The organism is Bradyrhizobium sp. CB2312, from assembly GCF_029714425.1.
Taxonomy (GTDB): domain Bacteria; phylum Pseudomonadota; class Alphaproteobacteria; order Rhizobiales; family Xanthobacteraceae; genus Bradyrhizobium.
Genome location: NZ_CP121668.1, coordinates 253,184 through 278,653, shown reverse-complemented (window position 1 = coordinate 278,653; position 25,470 = coordinate 253,184). Strand labels below are relative to the sequence as shown.

Sequence of the window (25,470 nt, the reverse complement as noted above, 5' to 3'; positions counted from 1 at the left end):
CGAATTGTAGGGTGGGCAAAGCGAAGCATGCCCACCCTACGGAATCCGCGCTTGCGTCTCCGGCAGCGCGAGCACCTCGCACGGCGAGGCAATGCCGCGCAGCTTGTGCAGTCCGAGCGCGATCAGCTGCATCTCCGTCTCCGCCGCAAGCGCGCCCGACACCAGCACGGTCCTGCCCAGCGGCTTGCACAATCCCTCGAGCCTGCTGGCGAGATTGACGGCGGGACCAATCGCGGTGAAGTCGAGCCGGTTGGCGGCGCCGATATTCCCCCACAGGATCTCGCCGAGATGAAGCGCGGCGCCGAACCACAGCGGCGGCAGTCCTTGCGCGCTGCGCTCCGCGTTGAGATACGCCATGCCGGCTTCGGCCGCGCCTGCGGCACGCAGCGCGGCATCGCAGGCATGGCGCGGTGACGCCTCGACCACCGGAAAGATCGCAAGCACGCCATCGCCGATGAATTTCAGCACCTCACCGCCAAAGGCATGGACCGCGCCGGCGATGCGATCGAACCAGGCATCGAGCGCCGCGATGACATCGGCAGGTGGTGTGGTCTCCGACAAGGTTGTGAAATTGCGCAGATCCGCATAGAGCAGCGCCGCCTGGATGGTCTCGCCGAGATCGCGCCGCAGCGGCGCGGCCAGCACGCGCGCCGCGCTGCGCTTGCCGAGATAGGCCTCCAGCGTCGCGCGCAAGGTGGCGCGGGCGGCGAGCACGGCAAGCGGCGTCGCGGCAAAGCGCGCCGCTTCGCGCAATTGCGCGATTTCGCCCGATGTGAACGGCCGCGGTCCGATCCAGCCGAGCAGCGGGCCATCTTGCCGTCCGACGACGTCTTCGTGCACCTCGCCGGCCGCGATGTCGCGCAGCCAGCGGCGGCCGGCATCGTTGGGTAGGTCGGGCGCGAGGCCGCCGGGTGCAAAGCCGAGCGCTTCGATCACCCGGCCGGTGTCGGCACGCCACAGCCAGGTCCGTTTCGCGATCAAGGGATCCGGCACCTCCAGCGTCAGGCTGCCGGCCGCAAGCGGCAGGCCGTCGGCGACCAGATGCGCGCCGAGTTCCGCCAGCAGGCGGTCGGCCCCGGGACTGTCCGAGGCGGCGTCGACGAGCCAGGCGAGGGTAGGGGAGAGCTGCATGATCCGATGATGGCGAAGCGAGACCGACTTTGTCACGAGCAATCCTTGACGGAGCCCCGTGGCGCCGCCATGTCCCATCGTCAGCCCAAGGCAAGACCATGGATGATCGCCGATGACCGAGTCCTTCGTAGTGCGACGCGAGACCCAGATCGCAGCCCCCCGCGCCACCGTCTTTGCCTATTTGACCGACCCCGAGAAGATCCTGAGCTGGATGGGCTCGGATGCGACCACCGAGCCGCATCCCGGCGGGCTCTATCTGCTGAGGGGCATCGGCCCGCGCGGCGGCGTCGGCCGCGGCGCCTTCCGCGAGGTCGTGCCGGTGCACCGCCTCGCCTACACGTTCGGCTGGGAGGGCGGACAGGAAGTGCCGCCCGGCTCGAGCCTGATCGAGATCGACCTGATCGAACGCGACGGCGGCACCCTGCTGCGCATGACCCATAGCGGCCTGCCGACCGAGGAGCAGGCGGCCGCGCACGCGACGGGGTGGGCCCATTATCTGGGACGGCTCACCACTGCGGCCGCGGGCGGCGATCCCGGCCCGGACATGGGTGTATCAACCAAGGCGTAGCTCTCGTAGGGTGGGCAAAGCCACCGGGTCGCGCGAACGCGCGCCCGATGACGGGCTCCGCGTGCCCGCTCACTTTTGCGATCACGGAGAGATGGTGGGCACGGCGCTTTGCGCCTTTGCCCACCCTACGACAGCTGCGGCAGCACGACTTAAACCGCCGCGGTCGCCACCACCTGCGCCAGCAGCTGCTCGCGCCGCGCCTGCGAACGCTGGCCTTTCATCGTCGCCGCAAAACGCTCGAGGATGCCCTCCTCGAAGGCCGTGACGATGGTGTCGTGGACGTAGCTCTTGCGGCAGATCGCCGGCGTGTTGGAGAGCTTGTCGGCGGCGGCGCGGATCGCATCCAGCACCTGCTTCTTGCGGCCGCGCTGGCTGGTCGCCGGCGTGATCCGCGAGAGCGATTCCACGACGACGGCAGAGGCCATCAGCGTGCGAAAATCCTTCAGCGAAATCTTGATACCGGCGATCTCGCGCAGGAACGCGTTCACCTGCGTGGTGTTGACCGCGCGCACGATGCCGTAGGCATCGCGATACTGGAACATGCGCTTGCCGGGGACCCCCTGCAAAATGCCGATGGCGCGGACCAGCTTGGCCGCGTCGCACTCTTTCCGCACCGCCTTGCCGCCCTTCGCCTTGAAGGTCAGCACGAAGCAGTCGTCTTCCAGCGTGACGTTGGACTTCAGCAGGGTGGTGGCGCCGCGGGTGCCGTTGAGGCGGGCATAGGATTCATTGCCGGGGCGGATCGCGGTGCGCGCGATCAGCTCGATCACGGCCGAGAGCGCGAATTCGCGCGTCGGCTCCTCGCCCGACAGGAACGCCGAGACCTTGCGCCGGATCTTTGGCAGCGCACCGACGAGCTTTTCCAGGCGATGCGCCTTGCGGTGCTCGCGGACCTTTTCCCAGTCGGCGTGATAGCGATATTGCAGCCGCCCCGCGGCATCGCGTCCCACGGCCTGGAGATGCGAGTTCGGATCGGCGGAGTAGCGCACTTCGCGATAGGCCGGCGGCACCGCCATGGCGTGCAGACGGCGGATGGTGCGGGCGTCGCGGATATGGGCGCCGTTGGGACGGACGAAGGAATAGCCTTTGCCGCGCCTGATACGGCGGATGGTGAGCTCATTCTGGTCGCCGAGCCGCAGGCCCAGCTCCCTCGCGAGGGCCTCGACCGTCGCCGCAGGCGCCTGGTCGAAGACTTTTTTCGGGCTGGGGCGGGCGGAACCGGCCGGTTTCGGCCATTGTCCAAGGGCCTTAGCCAGCGCAATAGCGGCAGGATCGGCTGAAGCGGGCCGCATCGTCCCGAGATTCTGCTGATCCATCATAGTGTTATGCCTTGACCCTGTTTGTTGTCGTTCAATGCCGCTGTTCTGATTTTTGTTCCCTAGGGTCTCTTTTGGACCCGGGTTAGCCACTTAGGGTGTTCCGAACCGTATTGCGAGTCCCGAATCAGTGACAGACGGTTCCTAAATACCTCCATCAGGCGCATGGGCGCCCTGCGCGGGGCCTATTCCGGAGATTTGGGTAAAGAGCCGTAAGCCGCCGCTCCGGCCTGTTTCAGATTTGCGACAGCCGGCCCGCGCAGCTTGATCCGCCGTATGGCGGGCCGCTCGCCGAAGGTCCAGCTTGTGCGGCTTGTCGGGGCCGGTTAGCCCGACGCATAATCGATTCAACGATCAGGTCGGCTTGCCAGTCGCATGCGTTCGGCTTGGCGTAGGTGGAGGGAAACATGTCCGAGAAGATTTACGACGTCCCGGCGGAGTGGGCCAAGCGCGCCTGGGTCGACCAGGCCAAGTACAAGGAGATGTACGCCCGCTCGATCTCGGACCCGAACGCATTCTGGGCCGAACAGGCCAAGCGCATCGACTGGATGAAGGCGCCGACGAAAATCGAGAACGTCTCCTTCGCGCCCGGCAACATCTCGATCAAATGGTTCGAGGATGGCGTCCTCAACGTCGCCTGGAACTGCATCGACCGGCACCTGCACACCCGCGCCAACCAGACCGCGATCATCTGGGAAGGCGACGATCCCTCGCAGTCCAGGCACATCACCTACAAGGAGCTGCATGACGAGGTCTGCCGGATGGCCAACATCCTGCGCACCCGCAACGTCAAGAAAGGCGACCGCGTCACCATCTATCTGCCGATGATCCCGGAAGCGGCCTATGCGATGCTGGCCTGCGCGCGGATCGGTGCGATCCACTCGGTGGTGTTCGCAGGCTTCTCGCCGGACTCACTCGCCCAGCGCATCAACGATTGCCAATCCAAGGTCATCATCACCGCCGATGAAGGCCTGCGCGGGGGCAAGAAGGTGCCGCTGAAGGCCAATGTCGACGCGGCGCTCACCAAGGCCGACGGCGTCGACTGGGTCGTCGTGGTCAAGCGCACCGGCGGTCAGGTCGAGATGAATCCGTCGCGCGATCTCTGGTATCACGACGCCGCCAAGATGGTGACGACGGAATGCCCAGCCGAGCACATGCACGCCGAGGACCCGCTGTTCATCCTCTACACCTCAGGTTCGACCGGCCAGCCCAAGGGCGTGCTGCACACCACTGGCGGCTATCTCGTGTTCGCCTCGATGACGCATCAATACGTCTTCGACTATCACGACGGCGACATCTACTGGTGCACCGCCGACGTCGGCTGGGTCACCGGCCACAGCTACATTCTCTATGGACCGCTGGCCAACGGCGCGACCACGCTGATGTTCGAAGGCGTGCCGAACTATCCGGACAATTCGCGGTTCTGGAGCGTCATCGACAAGCACAAGGTCAACATCTTCTACACCGCGCCGACAGCGATCCGCGCCTTGATGCAGTCGGGCGACGAGCCCGTGAAGAAGACCTCGCGCGCGAGCCTGCGCCTGCTCGGCTCGGTCGGCGAGCCCATCAATCCCGAAGCCTGGGAGTGGTATTACCGCGTCGTCGGCGACGATCGCTGCCCGATCGTCGACACCTGGTGGCAGACCGAGACCGGCGGCATCCTGATCACGCCGCTGCCGGGCGCGACCAAGCTGAAGCCGGGCTCGGCGACACAGCCGTTCTTCGGCGTCGTGCCCGAAATCGTCGATGCCGACGGCAAGGTGCTGGAGGGCGAAACCACCGGCAATCTCTGCCTGACGCGCTCCTGGCCCGGCCAGATGCGCACGGTCTATGGCGACCACGCCCGCTTCGAGCAGACCTATTTCTCGACCTACAAGGGCAAATACTTCACCGGCGACGGCTGCCGGCGCGATGCCGACGGCTATTACTGGATCACCGGCCGTGTCGACGACGTCATCAACGTCTCCGGCCATCGGATGGGCACCGCGGAAGTCGAGAGCGCGCTGGTCGCACATGACAAGGTCTCGGAGGCCGCCGTGGTCGGCTTCCCGCACGACATCAAGGGCCAGGGCATCTACGCCTATGTCACGCTGATGGCCGGCGTCGAGCCGACCGACGACCTGCGCAAGGAACTCGTGACCTGGGTGCGCAAGGAGATCGGCCCGATCGCCTCGCCCGACCAGATCCAGTTCGCGCCAAGCCTGCCCAAGACGCGCTCGGGCAAGATCATGCGCCGCATCCTGCGCAAGATCGCCGAGGACGAGCCGGGCAGCTTGGGCGACACCTCGACCCTGGCCGATCCTGCCGTGGTCGACGACCTCGTCAAGAACCGGCAGAACAAGAAGTCGGCGTAAAGGTCACAACACGTCGTCATTCCGGGGCGGTCCGCAGGACCGAACCCGGAGTGACGGCGGTTCACACGCTCACGCTCTTGTCAGGGCGCGAGCCGGCATGGCCGCATCTTTCCGGTCGAGTGTTGTTTTCTTGTCATTTACTTTATTTTGAACATTTCCTTTGTTCCCCCCGCTGGCGGGCCCTTGGCGGCCGCGCGTGGAAACCATCCGGTTAACGCGCGCGGTTAAGATTGTCTGGGCATGCTGGCGATTGCCGGTTGTGCGTAGATTTCGACGAATCCGTTCAAGGGGAAATTCGATGTCGATGAGGATTGCGGTGGCGTTGGCCGCCACCATCGGAGCAGGGGTCTTGATGTCGACGGCGGCCGAGGCGCGGCCGGAAATGGTGGGAGCGCATCTCGCCGACTATTCGCCGGGCACCATCGTGGTCAAAACCAGCGAGCGGCGGCTCTATCTCATCCTCGATAACGGCCACGCCGTGCGCTACCCGGTCGGCGTCGGCAGGTCCGGCAAGCAGTGGGCCGGCACCACCCGCATCGACGGAAAGTATCGCAATCCGGCCTGGTCGCCGCCCGCCGAGGTCAAGCGCGACAAGCCGAACATGCCGGACGTGATTCCGGGCGGCTCGCCGCGCAATCCGATGGGCGTTGCGGCGATGACGCTGGCCGGCGGCGAATACGCCATCCACGGCACCAACGTGCCGGGCTCGGTCGGCGGCTTCGTCTCCTACGGATGCATCCGCATGCTCAACGACGACATCACCGATCTCTACGGCCGTGTCTCGGTCGGCACGACGGTGGTCGTGACGCGCTGATCGAACAGATCAGGACAGGACACAGAAAGCCGCGTCATCCGACGCGGCTTTTTTGCTACCAGAAGCGCCAGCTGCGGGCGCACCAGCCGTCGCGATGGCCACCATTGTAGCTGCGCGCGTAACCGCCGGCGAGCAGCGCCGCTGAAACGTTGGCGGTTCGCCTGGTCGCGACGTCGGCAAGCACGCGACCGTACTTGTCCTGGCCAAGATTGTAGATCGTCACACCGCCCTGGCCGAGCAGGTTGCGCAGCGCGTCGCTGGCGGCCTCGGCCTTATCCAGCTCGTCCTGACAGGATGCTTTCATCTCGGGCGCGTCGATGCCGCGCAGACGGACGCGCGCGACGAGATCGCGGCCACCCTGCTGATGCACGCGCGCGAGGAAAGTATCGCCGTCGACGGTCCTGATGACATCGACCGCCAGGCGCGTGTCGGAATTGCCGGACTGCTGCAAAATGATTTTGGCATCGCGCGACTGTCCGTCATCCGCATGCGGAATGGGCCAGATCGTGCCTTGGCGGAAGCCGAGCACAATCGCCGTCACGACGCCGACCACGAACATCCACGGCAGCAATCCGGAGAAGCGGCGGCTGAACGGCGAGCCGCTGTATGAGCGCCGGTAGGGATGATTGGGGTCGAAGCGCGACATCTGCGCACGCTAGGGCTGAGTCGGCTGAACCGGCAAGATGCCTTAAAAATCCGAGGCGATCCCTTTGCGCTCCCAATCGCCGTAGCGGGTGGGTTCAGGCCCCTTCGGTCCCTGCAATTCCTTGGGCGCCGCTTCGGCATGCGCCTTAGCCGCAGCCTGCCGGCGCGCTTCGGCTTCGGCCAGCGCGCGCCGGGCGGCCGGCGAAAGCTGCTTGCGATCGGGAGCGGAGGGCTGGTCACTCATCGTGGACGGTTCCTAGCGCAGGATCACAGGACGCGCGAGGTCCAATATCGCATTGCTGAAATGGTGATAGCCGGCTGCAAAGGCGAGATGCCATTCTTACATTTGGCATATTCGCGTGCCAGATGTGGATTCGTTAAGGCATGCGCCCATCGCGGCGGAACTGCCGCTCGCTCAGAACCTTGCTTCCGCATGCCATCTCAACGTTTCGCCCCTCCGTCCGAAGTGCCTGGTCTTGCGGCACGGCGGATTGCCGCCGACATCCTGGACGGCGTGCTGCACAAGCATCGCACGCTTGACGACCAGCTCGACGGCGGCGGCGCTCACCCTGGACTGAAGACACTGGCCGACCGCGACCGCGCGCTGATGCGCCGCCTGGTCGCGACCGTGCTGCGCCGGCTCGGCACACTCGGCCATGTGCTGTCCCGCCTGCTCGACAAGGGCATTCCTTCCGATGCGCCGCGCGCGCAGAGCGCGCTCTTGATCGGCGCCGCACAGATCCTCTGGATGGACGTGCCCGATCACGCCGCGGTCGATCTCTCCGTGCGTCTCGTGCAATCAGATCGCCGCGCCGCGCGCTATGCAGGTCTCGTCAATGCCGTGCTGCGCCGCTGCGCGCGCGAGGGCAAGGCGCTGGTCGAAGAAGTCGCCAATCAATCGCTGGATCTGCCGCCCTGGCTGCTCGCGCGCTGGAGCGCGCATTACGGCGAGGCGACCGCGAGGGAGATGGCGCTGGCGCTCGGCCACGAGCCCTCGCTCGATCTCACCGTCAAGTCGGACGCCGCGCAATGGGCGAGCCGGCTGCATGGCGAGACGCTGCCGACCGGGACGGTGCGGATGCTGCTGCACGGCTCGGTGACGATGCTGCCGGGCTTTGCCGAAGGACAATGGTGGGTGCAGGATGCCGCCGCCGCGCTGCCGGCGCGGCTGTTCGGCGACACCAAGGGCAAGTCCATTGCCGATCTCTGCGCCGCGCCCGGCGGCAAGACCGCTCAGCTGGCGCTATCAGGCGCGCAGGTCACCGCGATCGACCGCTCGCCGGCCCGGGTGGCGCGGCTGCGCGAGAATCTGGCGCGGCTGTCGCTCCAGGCCGAGACTATCGTCGCCGACGCCGTGGAATGGGCCGGCCCGTCAGAAGGTTTTGACGGCATCCTGATCGATGCGCCCTGCACCTCGACCGGCACGATCCGCCGTCATCCCGATGTCGCGTGGCTCCGGCAGGAATCCGATATCGCGACGCTGGCCGCGCTCCAACAGCGGTTGCTGAAGAAATCCATCTCGCTGCTGAAGCCCGGCGGGACGCTGGTCTACTGCACCTGCTCGCTGGAACCGGAGGAGGGCGAGCAGGCGATCGCTGCCCTGCTCCAGGCCGAGTCCGGCCTGCGGCGCGTGCCGATCGAAGCTTCCGAGGTGTCGGGACTGAGCGAGATCGTCACCTCCGAGGGCGACCTCCGCACCCTGCCCAGCCATCTGCCGAACCCCGATCCCAAGCTCGGCGGGCTCGACGGATTTTACGCGGCCCGGCTCGTTAAATCCTGATTTTGCACCGGATTTTGCCACCACGATCCTGATTCGGACCGTTCAAGGTGGTGTCAGCCGTCCGATTTTGGGATTAATAAGGATTCGTCGGAATCCTCTCCCCTCCAAGGCAAGGCGTGTCGGTCGCTCAACGCAGACGTATCTCGACGCTGGTGATGAACCGCTTCGCGCGGAACATGCTCGCGCGCGCGACCGGCGGCCCCGTTGCGCTGTCGCGGGTCTGGCCCGGCCGTACCGACCGGCTCATCATCGCGCCGCATGATCTGCGTACCGCGGATGCGACCCGCGCCGCGGAGATCTATGCCGGCCGCTTTGTGTTCGCCGGCAAGATCGTCAATTGCCATGGCCGCTCGATCTTTGATCTCGAGCCGCCGTCGGAGGATTGGGAGGTCGCGCTGCTCGGCTTCGGCTGGCTGCGCCATTTGCGTGCCGCCGACACCGCGCTGACGCGGGCCAATGCGCGCGCGCTGGTCGAGGACTGGATCGCAAACCCCGCCAACAAGCGCCGCCCGGTCGCACGGCGCGCGGACGTGCTGGCGCGGCGCGTGATCTCGCTATTGTCGCAGGCGCCGCTGGTGCTGGGCGACACCGACAACAAATTCTATCGCCGTTACTTGCGCGCGCTCGCGCGCGAGATCCGCTTGCTGCGTTACAGCATGGTCGACATCCCCGACGGGGTGCCGAAGCTCCAGGTGCTGATCGCGCTGTGCTACACGGCACTGTGCCTCGCCAATCAGGCGCGTCACATCCGCAGCGTCTCGAAAAAACTCTCGGACGAGTTGCAGCGGCAGATCCTGCCCGATGGCGGACACATCTCGCGCAACCCGGGCGCGCTGATCGAGCTCTTGATCGACCTGTTGCCGCTGCGGCAGACTTTCGCCGCGCGCAACATTGCGCCGCCGCCGGCGCTGCTCAATGCGATCGACCGCATGATGCCGATGCTGCGCTTCTTCCGCCACGGCGACGGCAATTTCGCGCTGTTCAACGGCATGAGCGCGACGCCCTCGGACCTGCTCGCGACACTGCTCGCCTATGACGACACCCACGGCGCGCCGATGGCGAACATGCCGCACACCGGCTTCCAGCGCCTCGATGCCGGCCAGACCACTGTGATCATCGACACCGGCCCGCCGCCGCCGGCCGGCGTCAGCCACGACGCCCACGCCGGCTGCCTGTCGTTCGAATTGTCCTCCGGCATCAGCCGCATCGTCACCAATTGCGGCATGCCGACTACGGGCCGTGACAATTGGCGACCGTTCGCGCGCGGCACCGCGGCGCATTCGACGCTGACCTATCACGACACGTCCTCATGCCAGTTCGTCGAGATGTCGGCGATGAAGCGGCTGCTGCACGGCTCGCCCGTCACCAGCGGGCCGGTCGAGGTCGAGAGCTATCGCGAGGTGGTGCAGAACGGCACGCTGCTGACGACCTCGCATGACGGCTATCTCTCTAAATTCGGCGCGATCCATCGCCGCGTGCTGATGATCGCCAATGACGGCGCGCGCATCGACGGCGAGGACACGCTGTCGCCGCCGCAGGGCGGGCGCTTCAAGGGCGCGGACGCCGATTTCGCGCTGCGCTTCCATCTGCATCCGGCCGTCAAGGCGAGCCGGCTATCGGATGCGCGCGGCGTCATGCTGGTGCTGCCGAACCGCGACGTCTGGACCTTTGAGGCATTGGACGACAAGGTCGATCTCGAAGACAGCGTGTTCCTGGCCGGCAATGACGGCCCCCGCCGCACCGCCCAGATCGTGATCCGCCAGGACGCGCGGCAAGCGCCCTCGATCCGTTGGAGCTTTGTCCGCTCCACCGCCTCGCCGACGGTCACCAATGCCCGCCGCAACGCTCGCCGGGAGCCGGAACTTCCGCTGTAAACCGGCGCGATCCGGTCCTATCCAAAGCGTTTTCGAGCGAAGTGGATACCGGTTCGCGTAAAGAAAACGCGTCAAAACAAGAACGTAGAGCCCCGTTCCGATTCCATCGGAACGGAAATGGCTCTACCCGTTGAGACACGCGCCAAAAGCTGCTATCGAGCCCTCGCTCGCGCGACTGGCGACCTTGGATGGAGCACCATCGGGAAGCGCGACACATATCTGCCGCGCGCCTGGGCATAGACACTCCCTGAACAGAGGATCTTGCTCATGACTGACCATCCCCGCCGCGTCACCCGCGCCCTTCTCTCCGTTTCCGACAAGACCGGCCTGATCGAGTTCGCCAAAGCGCTTGCCGCGCACGATGTCGAGCTGGTCTCGACCGGCGGCACTGCGAAAGCGATCGCCGCGGCCGGCCTCAAGGTGAAGGACGTCGCCGACCTCACCGGCTTCCCCGAGATGATGGACGGCCGCGTCAAGACGCTGCATCCGAAGGTGCATGGCGGCCTGCTCGCGATCCGCGACAACAAGGAGCATGCGGAGGCGATGAAGGCGCATGGCATCGCGCCGATCGACCTGCTCGTCGTCAATCTCTATCCGTTCGAGGCCACCGTCGAGAAGGGTGCGGGCTTCGAGGATTGCATCGAGAACATCGACATCGGCGGCCCCGCGATGATCCGCGCCGCGGCCAAGAACCATGACGACGTCGCCGTCGTGGTCGAGGCCGACGACTACAAGGCTGTGCTCGACGAGCTCGCCGCCAACAAGGGCGCGACCACGCTGAAGCTGCGCCGGCGGCTGGCCGCAAAGGCCTATGCGCGCACCGCGGCCTATGACGCTGCGATCTCGAACTGGTTCAACCGCCAGCTCGAGATCGACGCACCCGACTTCCGCGCCTTCGGCGGCAGACTGATCCAGTCGCTGCGCTATGGCGAGAACCCGCACCAGACCGCCGCGTTCTATGCCACGCCGGACAAGCGCCCGGGCGTGTCGACCGCGCGGCAGCTGCAGGGCAAGGAGCTCTCCTACAACAACATCAACGACACCGATGCGGCTTATGAATGCATCGGCGAGTTCGACGCCAAGCGCACCGCGGCCTGCGTCATCGTCAAGCACGCCAATCCTTGCGGCGTCGCCGAAGGCGCGAATCTCGTCGAGGCCTATCGCAGGGCGCTGGCCTGCGATTCCACCTCGGCGTTCGGCGGCATCATCGCGATGAACCGTCCGCTCGACGCCGACACCGCGCGTGAGATCACGAAGATCTTCACCGAGGTGATCATCGCGCCCGATGCGAGCGAGGAGGCGATCGCCATCATCGGCGGGAAGAAGAACCTGCGCCTGCTGCTCGCCGGCAGCCTGCCCGATCCGCGCGCGCCCGGCCTCACGGCCAAGACGGTCGCCGGCGGCCTCCTGGTCCAGAGCCGCGACAACGCCGTGGTCGACGACATGACGTTCAAGGTCGTGACCAAGCGCGCGCCGACCGATGCCGAGATGCGCGACCTGAAGTTCGCGTTCCGCGTCGCCAAGCACGTCAAGTCCAACACCATCATCTATGCCAAGGATCTCGCCACCGTCGGCATCGGCGCGGGCCAGATGAGCCGCGTCGATTCAGCCCGCATCGCCGCGCGCAAGGCGCAGGATGCCGCGAACGAGCTGAAGCTCGCCGAGCCGCTTACCAAGGGGTCGGTCGTGGCGTCGGATGCGTTCTTCCCGTTCGCCGACGGCATGCTCGCCTGCATCGAAGCCGGCGCCACCGCCGTGGTGCAGCCCGGCGGCTCGATGCGCGACGACGAGGTGATCAGGGCCGCCGACGAGCACGGCATCGCCATGGTGTTCACGGGGACCCGGCATTTCAGGCATTGAGGCCCCCGCCGTCGTGCACCGAACTCTCAACGGGTCGTCTCCGCGAACGCGGGGACCCATAACCCCAGGGAGAAATCGCAGCGCGAGCTGGTAACTACGAGTCGTCGCCAAATCACGCCCTGTGGTTATGGGTCCCGGCTCTGCGCTCCGCTTCGCTGCGCTTGTCCGGGACGACAGCGGAGCTAATTCTCCCGCACCCGCATCAACAACCCCAGCCCCGTAACGAAAAACACCACCAGCACGGCCATGCCGGCCTTCTGGCTCGCCGTTGCTGCGGTGATCATCCCGATCAGCAGCGGGCCGATGAAGGACGTCACCTTTCCAGTCAGCGCGAACAGACCAAAATACTGCGCGATGCGGTCCTTCGGCGCGAGGTGGATCAGCAGCGTGCGCGAGGCGGCCTGAAGCGGGCCGCCGGCGGCGCCGATGAGACAGCCCAGCACGAGATAGGCGCGCTCGGCCGCGCTCGAGAACAAGGGAGCGCCTGCTTGCGGCGGCGTCACCTTCACGAACAGCACGCTGTCCTTGTCGACCAGGAGGATCGCCGCCACCGCCAGCAGCAGGATCAGCAGGCTGCCGGCGATGACGCGCTTCGGTCCGAGACGATCATCCAGCTTGCCGCCAAGCCACGCGCCGAACGTGCCGGCGATCGCGAGCATGATGCCGAAGGTGCCGATCTGGATCGTGTGCCAGCCGAACGTGCCCGCGGCATAGATGCCGCCGAACGCGAACAGCGACACCAGGCCGTCGGTGTAGATCATGTTGGCAAGCAGGAACGCCGCGAGCGATTTCTGTTGCGGCAGGCTCCTGATCGATTGCCTCAGCTCTGATAGTCCTTCGCGCAGCGCCTCGCGCACCGGCCGCTTTGCCGGATAGTCCGGCGTGAACAGGAACATCGGCATCACGAAGATGATGAACCATATCCCGGTCAAAGGCCCGGCGGCGCGGTCGCCCTGGTGGGTTGCGGGATCAAGCCCGAACAGCGGCTTGAAGCCGAGCAACGTGAGTCCGGTCTCGGGATTCGCAGCGAGGAAGCCGAGCACGACGATCAGGCTGACGATGCCGCCGATGTAACCCGTAGCCCAGCCGGTGCCGGAGAGCCGGCCGATCCGATCCGGCGGCACCAAGGTCGGCATCATCGCATTGTTGAACACGGTGGCGAATTCCGCGCCGACGCTGGCGAGCGCCACCGCGGTGAGCAGCGGCGGAATGATCGAGGGATCGCCGGGCTTGCCGATCCACAGCGTGCAGGATGCCAGCACCAGCACGGCACCGAATCCCGCAATCCACGGCTTCCTGCGGCCGGACGCATCGGCGATGGCGCCCAGCACCGGCGACAGCAGCGCGATCGCGAGGCCCGCGGCGGCCATCGCAAAGCCCCACAGCGATTGGCCCGTGGCAGCAGTTGGCGCAACGCTGGTGGCGAAATAGGGCGCGAACACGAAAGTCGTGATCAACGTGAAATAAGGTTGCGCGGCCCAATCAAAGAAGATCCAGCTGACGACGGCGGCGCGCGGCGGGTAGGTCCGCTGCGCATCCAGACGCGCATCCGAGGCAATCGTCGTCATCATCAAATCCCCATCACGAACAGTTTGCCTCGTCCACGGCGCAACCCGTATAGCATGACAGGGACGCATGTGAATTGGCTCCGGGGCGTAGCGAGAGTTTGATGATGTCGTCATATTCGACACGGCGCACATTTATCGCGGTCATCGCCACCTTGGCGTTTGGCCTTGCGCCCGCGACCGCACAGGATGCGCGGAAACCCTACGTTCCTCCGGCGCTCGACACCGTGCACGCGATCTCCGCCGAGCACGGCATGGTGGTGGCGCAGGAGAATATCTCTGCGCGTGTCGGCGCCGATATCCTGCGACGCGGCGGCAATGCGGTCGATGCCGCGGTCGCCACCGGCTTTGCAATGGCCGTGACCTATCCCCGCGCCGGCAATATCGGCGGCGGCGGCTTCATGGTGATCCATTCGGCCGAGCGTAACGAAGACGTCACGATCGACTATCGCGAGACGGCGCCAGCAGCGACCACGCCGCAGATCTTCCTTGGCACGGACGGCAAGCCTGATGTCACGAAGTCGCGTGACTCCGCACTGGGCATCGGCGTCCCCGGTACCGTTGCCGGTCTTTCCCTGGCACTTGAGAAATATGGCTCGGGCAAGTTCACGCTGGCGCAACTGCTCGAGCCTGCGATCGCGCTCGCGCGCGACGGCTTCGTCATCACCGACGACCTCGCCGACACGCTCCCGGGCTGGCACCGGCGTTTCGTGCGCTGGCCGTCCTCGACGAAGATCTTCTCGCGCCCCGACGGCACCTCGCTCGGTGAAGGCGACAGGCTGGTGCAAAGCGACCTCGCCGACACGCTGGCGGCGATCGCGACGCAGGGTCCGCGCGGCTTTTACGAAGGGCCGGTTGCGGAAAAGCTCGCCAAGGCCGTCACCGATGCCGGCGGCATCATGACGGCGGCGGATCTGAAATCCTATCAGGCGGTGATCCGCACGCCGGTGCGCGGCACCTATCGCGGCTACGACATCGTCTCGATGCCGCTGCCGTCCTCCGGTGGCGTGGTTCTGGTGGAGACACTCAACATCCTCGAGGGCTATCAGCTCGCCGGTTTGAAGCATGGCTCGGCGGCATCGCTGCATCTGTTGATCGAGGCCATGAAGCGCGCCTATGCGGACCGCGCGCGCCATCTCGGCGATCCCGCCTTCGCCACCGCGCCAATCGAGACGCTCATCGCGAAGGACTACGCCGCCAAGCTGCGCGCGGGCATCTCTGCCGATCGCGCCACGCCGTCGAAGGATCTCGCCTCCTTGCCACCCGTGCCGCGCGAGGGCACCAACACAACGCACTTCTCCGTCGTCGATAGCTACGGCAACGCCGTCAGCAACACCTATACGCTGAACTTCAGCTACGGCGTCGGCCTCGTTGCCGACGGCACCGGCGTGCTGCTCAACAACGAGCTCGACGATTTCACCGCGGCGGTCGGCGCCGCCAACGCCTATGGCCTCGTCGGCTTCGAGGCCAACCTGCCCGGTCCCGGCAAGCGGCCGCTATCCTCGATGTCGCCGACCATCGTGCTGAAGGACGGCAAGCCGGTGCTGGTGACGGGATCGCCGGGCGGCAGCTTCATCATCTCGACCGTGCTCCAGGTGATCGTCAACGTCCTCGACTACAAGATGGATGTCGCCGCCGCCGTTGCAGCCCCGCGGCTGCATCACCAATGGTTGCCGGACGAGGTGCGCGTCGAGCGCGGCTTCCCTGACGACGTGCTGTCCGCGCTGAGCGCGATGGATCACCATATCGTCGTGCCGATGGGACAGACATCGGCCAACTCCATCCTCGTCGCGCCCAACGGGCCGTTCGGCGCACCCGATCCGCGCACGCGCGGCGCAGAGGCGGCAGGGCAGTAATTCTGCCCTGCATGGCGCAAAGCGCTGCTGCGGCTTGCGCAAGCCGCCGCGCGTGCTACCACCGCCCGGCCAAAGAAACTGCCGGGAAACGCACATGACCATCGCCGATCCGAACCAGCGCATCGAACGCGCCGAGATCGAGGACACCAGCCTACTCGCCTTCTATCGCGACATGAACGTCGCCGAACGCCGGACCTTCTGGGCCTGCGCGGCGGGCTGGGCGCTCGACGGCATGGACTTCATGATCTATCCGCTGGTGATCGGCACCATCATCGCGCTGTGGAAGGTCGACGCGGCCTCGGCCGGTCTTGCCGGCACGGTGACGTTGCTCGCATCCGCGATCGGCGGCTGGCTCGGCGGCTATCTCTCCGACCATATCGGCCGGGTCAGGACACTCCAGATCACCATCATCTGGTTCTCGTTCTTCTCGCTGGTCTGCGCCGTCGTGCAGAATTTCGACCAGCTCCTGATCGCGCGCGCCGTGCTCGGCCTCGGCTTCGGCGGCGAATGGGCCGCCGGCGCGGTGCTGATGGGCGAGGCGATCCGGCCGCAATATCGCGGACGCGCGGTCGGCTCGGTGCAGTCGGGCTGGGCGGTCGGATGGGGCCTTGCGGTGCTGTCGCAGGCGATCCTGTTCTCGCTGATGCCGGCGGAGACGGCGTGGCGCTGGATGTTCGTAATCGGCGCGCTGCCGGCGCTGCTGGTGTTCTACATCCGCCGCTCCGTCACCGAGCCGGAGATCGCGGCGGAGGCGCGCGCCAGGCAGGCGGCGAGCGGCGATCGGCCGGCGCTCTGGGAGATCTTCTCAGGCCCGATCCTGAAGACCACGATCCTGGCGTCGCTGATGGCGACGGGCTGCCAGGGCGGGTACTACGCCATCACCTTCTGGGTGCCGCAGTTTTTGACCAAGGAGCGGCATCTGTCGATCGTCGGCTCGACCGGCTATCTCTCGACGCTGATCATCGGCTCCTTCATCGGCTATCTCACCGGCGCCTGGCTCGCCGACCGGATCGGACGGCGCAATCTGTTCCTGATCTTCTCGATCGGAGCCATGGCCGTGGTGCTGCTCTACACGCAGCTGCCGCTCACCAACGAGATCCTCTGGGTGCTCGGCTTCCCGCTGGGCTTCTTCGCCTCGGGCTATTTCTCGGGGATCGGCGCGTTCCTGACCGAGCTCTATCCGACGCGGCTGCGCGGCTCGGGGCAGGGCTTCTGCTACAATTTCGGCCGCGGCATCGGCGCACTGTTTCCGTTCCTCGTCGGCGCATTGTCGGCGACGACGTCGCTTGCGAATGCCATCGCGATCTTCGCTGTGGTGGCCTATGTGGTGTTCTTCATCGCGGCGTTTGCGCTGCCCGAGACGCGCGGGCGCGTGCTGCACGCGGATTGACTGGTCATTCCGGGGCGGTGCGCAGCACCGAACCCGGGATCTCGAGATTCCGGGTTCACGCTTCGCGTGCCCCGGAATGACGGGAGGGTGGCTTACCGCCCCACCTGATACGGCCCGCCCTTCTCCAGCGCGCGCGCGTAAGCCGGCCGCGCATGGATGCGCTCCAGGAACGCCATCGCCTTGGGATGGCCCTGCTCCAGTCCGCCGCGCGCTTGCGCAGCTTCGAGCGGGAAGCTCATCTGGATATCGGCCGCAGTGAACTCGTTGCCGGCAAACCACTCGCTCTTGGCAAGCTCGCCTTCCCAGTAATCCATATGCTGCTTGAGCTGCGGATTGACGAGCGCGGTGAGCGCCTGGTTCGAGACCTTTCGCACCAGCGGGCGAAGCAGCGCAGGCGCGCGCTTCGGCATCAGCGTGAACAGCAGTTTTAACAGCAGCGGCGACATCGCGGATCCCTCGGCGTAGTGCAGCCAATAGGTGAAGCGCAGCCGCTCCGGCGTGTTCGGCGGCGGGATCAGACGGCCGTTGCCGTAGGTCGCGACGATATATTCGATGATCGCGCCTGACTCGGCGATGGTGTTGCCGTTGTCGGTGATCACAGGCGACTTGCCAAGCGGATGGATCGCGCGCAGCTCCTTCGGCGCGCGCATGTCCGGCTGGCGCTGATAGCGCACGATCTCGTAGGGCACGCCCAACTCCTCGAGCAGCCACAGCACGCGCTGCGAGCGGGAATTGTTGAGGTGGTGAACGGTCAGCATTGGTGGAGTCCCCAGGCTAGGCGTGGTCGATCGGCCGCGCTGTTGGTGCCAGCCCGGGATCACAATGTCGAGCGGTCGGTATGGATATTTTCGCCCGGGTATATTGACGGATATAATTTACCCGGGTATTAAGTCGCCAACGCTGCTCAAATATGGCAATGATTCCAATGCAGAAGATTTTCACCGCTTTCCAGGGCCCGCATCGCCTGGTGTCCGGGCCGGCCGGAGAGGTCGCGCTGGTCGTCAAGCGCGTGGCGCCGCGGCCGGACGAGCCCATCGTCATCTTCGAGGACGCCACGGGCCGATCGATCGACTTCGATCTGCGCGGCGGAGATCGCGAGGTGCTGGCGCGGTTGGCGAAGCTGATCCCGCCCCCGATTGAGGAGACCGCACCACCAAGCGAGCCGCGCGGGCGCGGCCGGCCAAAGCTCGGCGTGGTCGCGCGCGAGGTGACGCTGTTGCCGCGGCACTGGGAGTGGCTCAACGCGCAAGCAGGCGGCGCCTCGGTCGCGTTGCGCAAGCTCGTCGATGAGGCACGGCGCGCGAGCGGCGACAAGGACCGCGAGCGGCAGGCACGCGATGCGGCCTATCACTTCATGTCCACCATGGCCGGCAATCTGCCGCAGTTCGAGGAAGCCTCACGCGCCCTGTTCGCGGATGACCGGCGACGTTTCACCGGCCTGATCGCCGACTGGCCGACCGACATCCGCGACCACATCGTGAAGCTCGCCTACAGCGACCGCGCTTAAGGCGCGGCGTTCCTCCCAACCCCATCGACGGCCGAGCCGCGCATTGCGCGGCAACGGTTTTGCGCGCCCTGACGAAAGGCACATCCATGTCCACGCCCACGCCACTCTGGACCACCTTCCTTCGCTTCCTCGCACCGCTGATGCTGAGCAACGCGTTGCAATCGCTGTTCGGCACAATCAGCAACGTCTATCTCGGCCAGCTGATCGGCGTCGATGCGCTCGCGGCGGTGTCGACGTTCTTTCCGGTGATGTTCTTCCTGTTCGCCTTCGTCATGGGCCTCAGCACCGGCGCCACCGTTCTGATCGGCCAGGCCTTTGGCGCCGGCGAACACAATAAAATCAGAAGCGTCGTCGGAACGACACTCGCGGTCGGGCTCCTGCTCTCGATTTCCGTCGCATTGATCGGTGGGCTCTTGAGCCGGCAATTGATGATGGCGCTCGCAACGCCCGCCGACATTCTCGATCAGGCCAGCGCCTATGCGCGCATCATGCTGTTGACGATGCCGCTCGGCTTCGTCTTCCTGCTGATGACGGCGATGATCCGCGGCGTCGGCGATGCGCTCACGCCGCTGCTGGCGCTGGCGTTGTCAACGGCGATCGGCCTGATCCTGACGCCGATGCTGATCCGCGGCTCGCTCGGATTGCCCGCCGCAGGCATCACCAGCCCGGCCTGGGCGGCTGCGATCGCCAACGTGCTGACGCTGATCGCGCTGGCCATCTATCTGCTGCGGACAAAACATGCGCTCGCGCCAGACAGCAGACTGCTGCGTCATCTCCGGCTCAATCGCGCCGTGCTCGGAAAAATCCTCGGCATTGGGCTGCCGAGCGCCATCGGCATGGTGGTGATGGCGATCGCCGAGCTGGTGCTGCTCGGCCTCGTCAACGGTTTTGGATCCGACGCCACAGCCGCCTATGGCGCGGTCAACCAGGTGATGGGCTATACCCAGTTCACGGCGATGTCGATCTCGATCGCGGTCTCGATCCTGGGCGCGCAGGCGATCGGCCGCGGCGACAGGGCTGAACTAGACGGTATCGTGCGTACCGGGCTCGCGTTCAACCTCGTGCTGACTGGCGGGCTGGTGGTGCTGATTTATCTCGTGCCGCGCGCCGTGCTCGGCCTCTTCATTACCGACGGCGCCGTGCTCGATCTGGCCAAGGGACTGCTCACTATCGCCCTGTGGAGTTCGGTGCCGTTCGGCCTCGCCACCGTATTCTCCGGTGCGATGCGTGCGGCCGGCGTGGCGCTGACACCGATGCTGCTCTCGATCTTCGCCATTGTCGCGATCGAGCTGCCGTCGGCGGTGATCCTGAGCCGCACGATCGGCCTTGCGGGCGTGTGGGCGGCCTATCCGATCGTGTTCTGCGCCATGCTCGTTTTGCAGATGGGCTATTACCTGCTGGTCTGGCGCAGGCGCGCCATCCGCAGACTGGTCTAATCATCAAAGTATTATGACCGTCATTAAACGGTGGACCCGTGGCGCGCGCTGCGCCACAATGGGTAAAAAGCGATATCAGGGAGATCGATCTTGACCCGTACAGCCCCGCAATTCCTGTTCGATTTCGGCAGCCCGAACGCCTATCTCAGCCACCTCGCCATCCCCGCGATCGAGCAGCGCATCGGCGTCAAGTTCGAATATGTGCCGATCCTGCTCGGTGGCATCTTCAAATCGACCAACAACAAGTCGCCGGCCGAGACGCTCGCCGGCATCAAGAACAAGCGCGAATTCCAAGAGGTCGAGACCGAGCGCTTCGTCAAGCGCTTCAAGGTCCAGCCCTATGTCTTCAATCCGCACTTCCCGGTCAATACGCTGAACCTGATGCGCGTGGCCATCGCCGCGCAGCTCGAGGGCGTCTTCGAGAAATACGTGGACGCCGCCTTCCACCACATGTGGCGCGAGCCGAAGAAGATGGACGATCCTGAAATCGCGGCGAAGGCGCTGGCGTCCTCCGGTCTCGATGCGCAAAAGCTGTTTGCCCGCGCCCAGGAGCCCGAGGTCAAGGGCAAGCTGATCAAGAACACCGAGGAGGCGGTCGCCCGCGGCGCCTTCGGCTCGCCAACCTTCTTCGTCGGCAACGAAATGTTCTTCGGCAAGGAGCAGCTGCGCGAGGTCGAGGAGATGGTGTCGGGGACGTAGTCCCCCCAATCTCCGGCGACAGAATGTGATCGCGATAGCATTCTGGATTGCTTCGCTTCGCTCGCAATGACGACTATAGATGGACCGCCAATAGCAACAAAAAGGAATATCCCATGCGCATTCTCGTGGTCGGCGCCGGCGCCATCGGCGGCTATTTTGGTGGCAGGCTGTTGCAGGCCGGCCGCGACGTCACCTTCCTGGTCCGGCCGCGCCGCGCCGGCGAGCTCGCGAGCGCCGGCCTCGTCATCAAGAGCCCGAATGGCGACGTGACCCTGAAAAATCCGCCGACCGTGCAGGCCGACGCGCTCAAGGACAAGTTCGACGTCGTTCTGCTCAGCTGCAAGGCGTTCGACCTCGATGACGCCATCAAGTCGTTTGCCCCGGCGGTCGGGCCGAACACGGCGATCATCCCAATGCTCAACGGCATGAAGCATCTCGACACGCTCGATGCGAAGTTCGGCAAGGAGCGCGTGCTCGGCGGCCTCTGCGCCATCGCCGCGACGCTGAACGAGAAGCGCGAGGTGGTGCAGCTCCAGCCGATGCAGTCGCTCAATTACGGCGAGCGCGACGGCAAGCTGTCGGATCGCGTCAAGGCGATCGACGAGGCTTTCAAGAGCGGCATCAATGGCGCCGCCGCCAGCCAGAACATCATGCAGGACATGTGGGAGAAATGGGTGTTCCTGTCCTCGCTCGCCGCCAGCACCAGCCTGATGCGCACCTCCGTCGGCAACATCCTGGCCGCGCCCGGCGGCAGGGACTTTCTGCTCGGCATGCTGGACGAGACCAGCGCCATCGCGACCGCGTCAGGCTACGCGCCGGGCGGCCCGTTCTTCGAGCGCGTGAAGGGGAATCTGACGACCGAAGGCTCGCCGATGACCGCCTCGATGTTCCGCGACATCAAGGCGGGCCTGCCGGTCGAAGCCGATCACGTGATCGGCGACCTCATCGCGCGCGCCGACGCCGCCAAGGTGCCGGTGCCGAAGCTGCGGATCGCATACACGCATTTGAAGGCGTATGAGAAGCAGCGGGCGAGCTAACCTCACACTAGGCTGTCATCCCGGGGCGCGCGCTGCGCGAGCCTGGGACCCATAACCACAGGGAGTGGTTATGGCGCGAGCTCGCACTACGAATCTTTGTCAAACTTGATCCTGTGGCTATGGGTCCCGGACTCGCGACTTCGTCGCGCCCCGGGACGACGAGCTGTGTTTGCCGCGATCGCGGCGCGCTACTTGAAATACGCGAGATAGTGCGACACGGCCGTGATCTCCTCGTCACTCATGTGATAGGCGACGTCGGCCATTGCTGCGACGCCGCCGCCGACGCGCGCACCCGCTTTGTAGTCGTGCAGCGCTTTGACGAGATATTCCTCGCGCTGGCCCGCGAGCCGTGCGACGGCCTTGGTGCCGGCAAAGCTGTCCGTATGACATGAGGCGCAGCGGCGGCCGACAGCGACTTGCGCGCCCTTCTTCGACAGATCGGGATCGGTGTCCTCCGCTGCTTTCGGCGGCGTCATTTGCGAGAAGTAGGCGCCGAAATTGCGGATGTCCTCGTTGGTGATCTCTTCCACGATCGGCTGCATCTGGTCGTTCTTGCGCGAGCCGGCGCGGAAGAACACGAGCTGCCACTGGATGAACTGATCGGGCTGGCCAGCCAGCGAGGGAATGTTCTCCGTCTGCGAGATGCCGTTCTCGCCATGGCAGCCGGAGCAGACGGCGGCCTTCTCCTTGATCGCGGCGTTGTCGGCGGCGCCTGCGCGGAAGAGGCCGAGCACGAGGATCGCAACCGCGCTGATTGCGTACGAGATGAACTGCCGACGCATGATGGGGGATTCCGATCTATCGAGCTCGTCATTCCGGGGCGTGCGGAGCACGAGCCCGGAATCCATAACCACGACTCGGGGTTATCGGTTCCGGACTTGCGCGCAAGAGACGCGCAATCCGGAACGACGGCGTGGGCTGAAATGAAAAAGGCTGCGGCCGCCTCTCGGCCACCGCAGCCTCCGTTCGTGTCGCGCTACTTCTTGCTGTAGCTGATGCGATAGATCGCGCCGGCCCAGTCGTCGGCGACGAGGATCGAGCCATCCTTGGCGAGGATGATGTCATCAGGACGGCCGAGATAGCCCTGGTCGCCCTCGATCCAGCCGGAGGCGAACACCTCCTGCTTGGCGTTCTTGCCGTCGGGCCCGACGATCACGCGCATGATGCGGCCGCCCTGGTACTTGTGACGATTCCAGGAGCCGTGCTCGGCGATCAGGATGTTGTTCTTGTACTCCGGCGGGAATTGATCGCCGGTGTAGAACTTCATGCCGAGCGGAGCGACATGCGCGCCGAGATTCAGCACGGGCGGCGTGAACTCGGAGCATTTGTGACCCATCGCGAACTTCGGATCGGGCAGGTCGCCCTGATGGCAATAGGGATAGCCGAAATGCTCGCCGATCTTGCTGATCATGTTCAGCTTGTCGCTAGGTAGATCATCGCTGATCCAGTCGCGGGCGTTCTCGGTGAACCAATATTTGCCGGTGCGCGGATCAACGTCCCCGCCGACCGAGTTGCGAACGCCGAGCGCGTAGATCTCGGCGTTGCCGGTCTTGGGATCGACACGGCGGATCTGCGAGACGCTGGTCGGGGGAACGCCGACGTTGAAAGGCGGTCCGAAAGGCAGGAAGAACCAGCCTTCCTTGTCGACCGCGATATACTTCCAGCCATGCGCCGCATAGGAGGGCATGTCGTCATAGACGACCTTGCCCTCGCCGGGATTGTCGAGCTTGTTCTCGATGTCGTCGTAGCGGATCAGCTTGTCGACCGCGATGACGTAGAGCGCGCCGTCCTTGACGGCGAGACCGGTGGGCATGTTCAGCCCCTTGAGGATGGTCTTGACCTCTTTCTTCCCGTTGTTGTCCTTGATGGCATAGACGTTGCCGAGGCCAAACGAGCCGACGAACAGCGTGCCCTTGTCGCCCCAGGCCATCTGCCGCGCGGCCAGCACGCCGGAGGCGTAGACCTCCATCTTGAAGCCCGGCGGCAGCTTGACCTTCTTGACGATGTTGGCGAGCTCGGCGTCGGAGGCGCCGGTCGGCGGACCCGAGGGCGGCGCGAGGCCCTTCTGCGCTTCGGTCTCATCGCCCAGGAACCAGTCATCCGGCGGATGGGTCCAGAATTCCTTGGTGCCGGATTCGTATTTCTTCAACGTCCGATTCTTGTCCTGCTGTTGCGCATTGCCGGCGCTGGTCCCCGCAAGAAGGGCCACGGCCGCAAGCGCCAACACGGATCGATGGAACATCGATGTCATCGCGTCACTCCCCTAAGGCAGCCGTCGAGGCCGCACTTTGATTTTGTTATGGCTAGTCGAGAGGCGAAGTTTGGAATCTGCCGAGCGGCAGACGCAAAAAGGTTAGCACATCTGCCAGCGCTGAGAAGCGCGCTACGGCTGCTGCGGTTGTGCTCAATAAAAATTGAGACGGAATGTCAATGAACGCGCCCCCGCGCTCTCGCTGCAACGCGGAATCAAGATCGCGCGTCCGATCTTCCGACTGCACGAAGGGGCACCAAACAAAAACTGCGAAAACCACCCCATGCACAGTAGAACGGTTGAGGCCGGCTTGCTGCCGGCGACGCCGTGCAGACACTTGATGCATCGGGCAAAATGACGAACGCGGCGCTTATGAGGCGACAGGGTAGGGCCCGTCGTCGAACACCACGTCATGATAGCCCTTCGATCCCACCTCGCGCGCCAGCGCGCTGCGAAAATCGCGGCCATCACGAAGGCTGCGCAGCATATGGGCAAAGTCGACTTCCGGCCGCCAGCCGAGCTCGCGCCGCGCGCGCTCATTGACATAGACGCGGTCGATCTGCGGAAGCAGGCGCCAGCCGCGCGCGGCATAGAGCTGTGCGCAATCCGGATAGAGCTCGCGCACGACGCCGGCCGCGTCGCGCGCCAGCGCCGCGAGATGGCGCTCGTCGAACGGGCTCGTGGCGGAGACGATGTAGCGGGCAAAGCCGATCTTGGGCGTGCGCTCGACGGCGAGCAGATGGGCACTCACCGCGTCCGCTATATCCAGCCGGCGATAGAGCAGCTCATTGGCCTGCGCGTTGTCCAGCGCGTAAGCCGACCGCAGCGCCGGATCGTCGTCGTCCTCCGGAAAGAAGCGCGAGGCCCGCAATACCACGACCGGCAGACCGTGCTCGCGGAAGAACAACTCGCAGAGGTTCTCGGCCATCAGCTTGGTCGTGCCGTAAATGTTCTTCACCACCGGCGGCAGATCCTCGGTGACCCACACCGCCGCCTGCCCGGCTTCGGGGCGAAGCTGTGAGCCGAACGCGCTGGTGGTACTGGTGAAGACGAAGCTGCGCACGCCGGTGGCAGCCGCTGCTTCGAGCAGGTTGAGGGTGCCGGTGACGTTGGTATCGATGAAATCCTGCTTGCTGTGGGTCCCCACATGCGGCTTGTGCAGCGTCGCGGCGTGGATCACCGCGGTGACGCCGTCCATCTGCTCTCGCGCGAAGTCGGGATCGACGATCGAGCCGACCGCATCGGTGAATGGTGATGGCTTCAGATCGATCCCACGCGCCGAGGAACCGCGCCCACGGAGCGTCCGGAGGATCGCCTCTCCGAGGTGACCCGCGCTGCCCGTAACCAGAATTGTCATGTGAGACCCAATAAAGCCGCCAGCGGCATG

Annotated in this window: 21 protein-coding genes and 1 riboswitch; of the genes, 12 read left to right on the top strand and 9 right to left on the bottom strand. The window is 65.4% G+C overall.

Features of this window, described 5'->3' with window-relative positions:
* Positions 1 to 36: 36 nt before the first annotated feature.
* Positions 37 to 1,131: an adenylate/guanylate cyclase domain-containing protein gene (locus tag QA642_RS01330; protein WP_283087132.1), complete on the bottom strand. Its 1,095-nt coding sequence runs from the start codon at positions 1,129 to 1,131 to the stop codon at positions 37 to 39.
* A gap of 112 nt (positions 1,132 to 1,243) precedes the next feature.
* Between QA642_RS01330 and QA642_RS01325 the strand changes: the two genes are divergently transcribed.
* Complete coding sequence (locus QA642_RS01325) at positions 1,244 to 1,699, top strand: SRPBCC family protein (RefSeq protein WP_283083038.1); 456 nt, start codon at positions 1,244 to 1,246, stop codon at positions 1,697 to 1,699.
* Between the two features lie 149 nt (positions 1,700 to 1,848).
* Here QA642_RS01325 and QA642_RS01320 read toward each other — a convergent pair whose 3' ends face one another.
* Positions 1,849 to 3,018 (bottom strand): DNA topoisomerase IB, encoded by a 1,170-nt coding sequence (locus tag QA642_RS01320; protein WP_283083037.1) that lies wholly within the window; start codon positions 3,016 to 3,018, stop codon positions 1,849 to 1,851.
* 404 nt (positions 3,019 to 3,422) lie between these two features.
* Between QA642_RS01320 and acs the strand changes: the two genes are divergently transcribed.
* Together acs and QA642_RS01310 are read left to right on the top strand one after the other, a co-directional pair.
* Complete coding sequence (acs, locus tag QA642_RS01315) at positions 3,423 to 5,369, top strand: acetate--CoA ligase (RefSeq protein WP_283083036.1); 1,947 nt, start codon at positions 3,423 to 3,425, stop codon at positions 5,367 to 5,369.
* A 298-nt stretch (positions 5,370 to 5,667) separates the two neighbouring features.
* On the top strand, positions 5,668 to 6,183 hold the full coding sequence (locus QA642_RS01310) for a L,D-transpeptidase (RefSeq protein WP_283083035.1): 516 nt from the start codon (positions 5,668 to 5,670) through the stop codon (positions 6,181 to 6,183).
* Between the two features lie 55 nt (positions 6,184 to 6,238).
* Here the strand turns inward: QA642_RS01310 and QA642_RS01305 are convergent, their stop codons facing one another.
* Together QA642_RS01305 and QA642_RS01300 are read right to left on the bottom strand one after the other, a co-directional pair.
* Positions 6,239 to 6,829, bottom strand: a complete 591-nt coding sequence (locus QA642_RS01305) for a thermonuclease family protein (RefSeq protein WP_283083034.1) — start codon at positions 6,827 to 6,829, stop codon at positions 6,239 to 6,241.
* A 42-nt stretch (positions 6,830 to 6,871) separates the two neighbouring features.
* The gene (locus QA642_RS01300; protein ID WP_283083033.1) at positions 6,872 to 7,072 is read right to left on the bottom strand and encodes a succinate dehydrogenase assembly factor 4; all 201 of its coding nucleotides are present in this window, start codon (positions 7,070 to 7,072) and stop codon (positions 6,872 to 6,874) included.
* A gap of 189 nt (positions 7,073 to 7,261) precedes the next feature.
* Here QA642_RS01300 and rsmB point away from each other — a divergent pair, with 189 nt between their 5' ends.
* From rsmB to purH, 3 genes are all read left to right on the top strand, one after another.
* A complete protein-coding gene (gene rsmB / locus QA642_RS01295) occupies positions 7,262 to 8,608 on the top strand; it encodes a 16S rRNA (cytosine(967)-C(5))-methyltransferase RsmB (protein WP_283083032.1) in 1,347 nt (448 codons plus the stop codon).
* 155 nt (positions 8,609 to 8,763) lie between these two features.
* The gene (locus QA642_RS01290; protein ID WP_283087131.1) at positions 8,764 to 10,482 is read left to right on the top strand and encodes a heparinase II/III family protein; all 1,719 of its coding nucleotides are present in this window, start codon (positions 8,764 to 8,766) and stop codon (positions 10,480 to 10,482) included.
* Positions 10,483 to 10,643: 161 nt separating this feature from the next.
* Positions 10,644 to 10,725: riboswitch (ZMP/ZTP riboswitch) on the top strand.
* A 24-nt stretch (positions 10,726 to 10,749) separates the two neighbouring features.
* Positions 10,750 to 12,342, top strand: a complete 1,593-nt coding sequence (gene purH / locus QA642_RS01285; protein WP_283083031.1) for a bifunctional phosphoribosylaminoimidazolecarboxamide formyltransferase/IMP cyclohydrolase — start codon at positions 10,750 to 10,752, stop codon at positions 12,340 to 12,342.
* Between the two features lie 182 nt (positions 12,343 to 12,524).
* Here the strand turns inward: purH and QA642_RS01280 are convergent, their stop codons facing one another.
* Complete coding sequence (locus QA642_RS01280) at positions 12,525 to 13,910, bottom strand: MFS transporter (RefSeq protein ID WP_283087130.1); 1,386 nt, start codon at positions 13,908 to 13,910, stop codon at positions 12,525 to 12,527.
* Positions 13,911 to 14,011: 101 nt separating this feature from the next.
* Here QA642_RS01280 and ggt point away from each other — a divergent pair, with 101 nt between their 5' ends.
* Positions 14,012 to 15,763 carry a gamma-glutamyltransferase gene (gene ggt / locus QA642_RS01275; protein WP_283083030.1) on the top strand — a complete coding sequence of 584 codons (1,752 nt, stop codon included), beginning with the start codon at positions 14,012 to 14,014 and terminating at the stop codon, positions 15,761 to 15,763.
* Positions 15,764 to 15,857: 94 nt separating this feature from the next.
* Positions 15,858 to 17,153 carry an MFS transporter gene (locus QA642_RS01270; protein WP_283083029.1) on the top strand — a complete coding sequence of 432 codons (1,296 nt, stop codon included), beginning with the start codon at positions 15,858 to 15,860 and terminating at the stop codon, positions 17,151 to 17,153.
* A gap of 92 nt (positions 17,154 to 17,245) precedes the next feature.
* On the opposite strand, the gene QA642_RS01265 is transcribed toward QA642_RS01270, so the two are convergent.
* A complete protein-coding gene (locus QA642_RS01265) occupies positions 17,246 to 17,911 on the bottom strand; it encodes a glutathione S-transferase (RefSeq protein WP_283083028.1) in 666 nt (221 codons plus the stop codon).
* A gap of 152 nt (positions 17,912 to 18,063) precedes the next feature.
* Here QA642_RS01265 and QA642_RS01260 point away from each other — a divergent pair, with 152 nt between their 5' ends.
* From QA642_RS01260 to panE, 4 genes are all read left to right on the top strand, one after another.
* Entirely contained in the window at positions 18,064 to 18,660 is a 597-nt protein-coding gene (locus QA642_RS01260; RefSeq protein ID WP_283083027.1) for a DUF2239 family protein, read from the top strand.
* 86 nt (positions 18,661 to 18,746) lie between these two features.
* Positions 18,747 to 20,096: an MATE family efflux transporter gene (locus QA642_RS01255; protein WP_283083026.1), complete on the top strand. Its 1,350-nt coding sequence runs from the start codon at positions 18,747 to 18,749 to the stop codon at positions 20,094 to 20,096.
* 90 nt (positions 20,097 to 20,186) lie between these two features.
* Positions 20,187 to 20,795, top strand: a complete 609-nt coding sequence (locus QA642_RS01250) for a 2-hydroxychromene-2-carboxylate isomerase (RefSeq protein WP_283083025.1) — start codon at positions 20,187 to 20,189, stop codon at positions 20,793 to 20,795.
* A 113-nt stretch (positions 20,796 to 20,908) separates the two neighbouring features.
* Positions 20,909 to 21,832: a 2-dehydropantoate 2-reductase gene (gene panE, locus QA642_RS01245; RefSeq protein WP_283083024.1), complete on the top strand. Its 924-nt coding sequence runs from the start codon at positions 20,909 to 20,911 to the stop codon at positions 21,830 to 21,832.
* Positions 21,833 to 22,020: 188 nt separating this feature from the next.
* On the opposite strand, the gene QA642_RS01240 is transcribed toward panE, so the two are convergent.
* The 3 genes from QA642_RS01240 to QA642_RS01230 all read right to left on the bottom strand — a co-directional run bounded on the left by QA642_RS01240 (position 22,021) and on the right by QA642_RS01230 (position 25,440).
* A complete protein-coding gene (locus tag QA642_RS01240; protein WP_283083023.1) occupies positions 22,021 to 22,614 on the bottom strand; it encodes a c-type cytochrome in 594 nt (197 codons plus the stop codon).
* Between the two features lie 194 nt (positions 22,615 to 22,808).
* Positions 22,809 to 24,083: a PQQ-dependent sugar dehydrogenase gene (locus QA642_RS01235; RefSeq protein ID WP_283083022.1), complete on the bottom strand. Its 1,275-nt coding sequence runs from the start codon at positions 24,081 to 24,083 to the stop codon at positions 22,809 to 22,811.
* 370 nt (positions 24,084 to 24,453) lie between these two features.
* Positions 24,454 to 25,440 (bottom strand): NAD(P)-dependent oxidoreductase, encoded by a 987-nt coding sequence (locus tag QA642_RS01230; protein WP_283083021.1) that lies wholly within the window; start codon positions 25,438 to 25,440, stop codon positions 24,454 to 24,456.
* Between the last annotated feature and the right edge of the window lie 30 nt (positions 25,441 to 25,470).

What these genes read in the sequence shown, in the direction of transcription:
- QA642_RS01265 (WP_283083028.1), bottom strand. Translation starts at nt 17,911, where the DNA reads ATGCTGACCGTTCACCACCTCAACAATTCCCGCTCGCAGCGCGTGCTG.
- QA642_RS01240 (WP_283083023.1), bottom strand. Translation starts at nt 22,614, where the DNA reads ATGCGTCGGCAGTTCATCTCGTACGCAATCAGCGCGGTTGCGATCCTC.
- QA642_RS01310 (WP_283083035.1), top strand. Translation starts at nt 5,668, where the DNA reads ATGTCGATGAGGATTGCGGTGGCGTTGGCCGCCACCATCGGAGCAGGG.
- QA642_RS01255 (WP_283083026.1), top strand. Translation starts at nt 18,747, where the DNA reads ATGTCCACGCCCACGCCACTCTGGACCACCTTCCTTCGCTTCCTCGCA.
- QA642_RS01325 (WP_283083038.1), top strand. Translation starts at nt 1,244, where the DNA reads ATGACCGAGTCCTTCGTAGTGCGACGCGAGACCCAGATCGCAGCCCCC.
- acs (WP_283083036.1), top strand. Translation starts at nt 3,423, where the DNA reads ATGTCCGAGAAGATTTACGACGTCCCGGCGGAGTGGGCCAAGCGCGCC.
- QA642_RS01290 (WP_283087131.1), top strand. Translation starts at nt 8,764, where the DNA reads ATGAACCGCTTCGCGCGGAACATGCTCGCGCGCGCGACCGGCGGCCCC.
- QA642_RS01235 (WP_283083022.1), bottom strand. Translation starts at nt 24,083, where the DNA reads ATGACATCGATGTTCCATCGATCCGTGTTGGCGCTTGCGGCCGTGGCC.
- QA642_RS01270 (WP_283083029.1), top strand. Translation starts at nt 15,858, where the DNA reads ATGACCATCGCCGATCCGAACCAGCGCATCGAACGCGCCGAGATCGAG.
- ggt (WP_283083030.1), top strand. Translation starts at nt 14,012, where the DNA reads ATGATGTCGTCATATTCGACACGGCGCACATTTATCGCGGTCATCGCC.
- rsmB (WP_283083032.1), top strand. Translation starts at nt 7,262, where the DNA reads ATGCCATCTCAACGTTTCGCCCCTCCGTCCGAAGTGCCTGGTCTTGCG.
- QA642_RS01280 (WP_283087130.1), bottom strand. Translation starts at nt 13,910, where the DNA reads ATGACGACGATTGCCTCGGATGCGCGTCTGGATGCGCAGCGGACCTAC.
- QA642_RS01320 (WP_283083037.1), bottom strand. Translation starts at nt 3,018, where the DNA reads ATGATGGATCAGCAGAATCTCGGGACGATGCGGCCCGCTTCAGCCGAT.
- purH (WP_283083031.1), top strand. Translation starts at nt 10,750, where the DNA reads ATGACTGACCATCCCCGCCGCGTCACCCGCGCCCTTCTCTCCGTTTCC.
- QA642_RS01330 (WP_283087132.1), bottom strand. Translation starts at nt 1,131, where the DNA reads ATGCAGCTCTCCCCTACCCTCGCCTGGCTCGTCGACGCCGCCTCGGAC.
- panE (WP_283083024.1), top strand. Translation starts at nt 20,909, where the DNA reads ATGCGCATTCTCGTGGTCGGCGCCGGCGCCATCGGCGGCTATTTTGGT.
- QA642_RS01230 (WP_283083021.1), bottom strand. Translation starts at nt 25,440, where the DNA reads ATGACAATTCTGGTTACGGGCAGCGCGGGTCACCTCGGAGAGGCGATC.
- QA642_RS01260 (WP_283083027.1), top strand. Translation starts at nt 18,064, where the DNA reads ATGGCAATGATTCCAATGCAGAAGATTTTCACCGCTTTCCAGGGCCCG.
- QA642_RS01300 (WP_283083033.1), bottom strand. Translation starts at nt 7,072, where the DNA reads ATGAGTGACCAGCCCTCCGCTCCCGATCGCAAGCAGCTTTCGCCGGCC.
- QA642_RS01305 (WP_283083034.1), bottom strand. Translation starts at nt 6,829, where the DNA reads ATGTCGCGCTTCGACCCCAATCATCCCTACCGGCGCTCATACAGCGGC.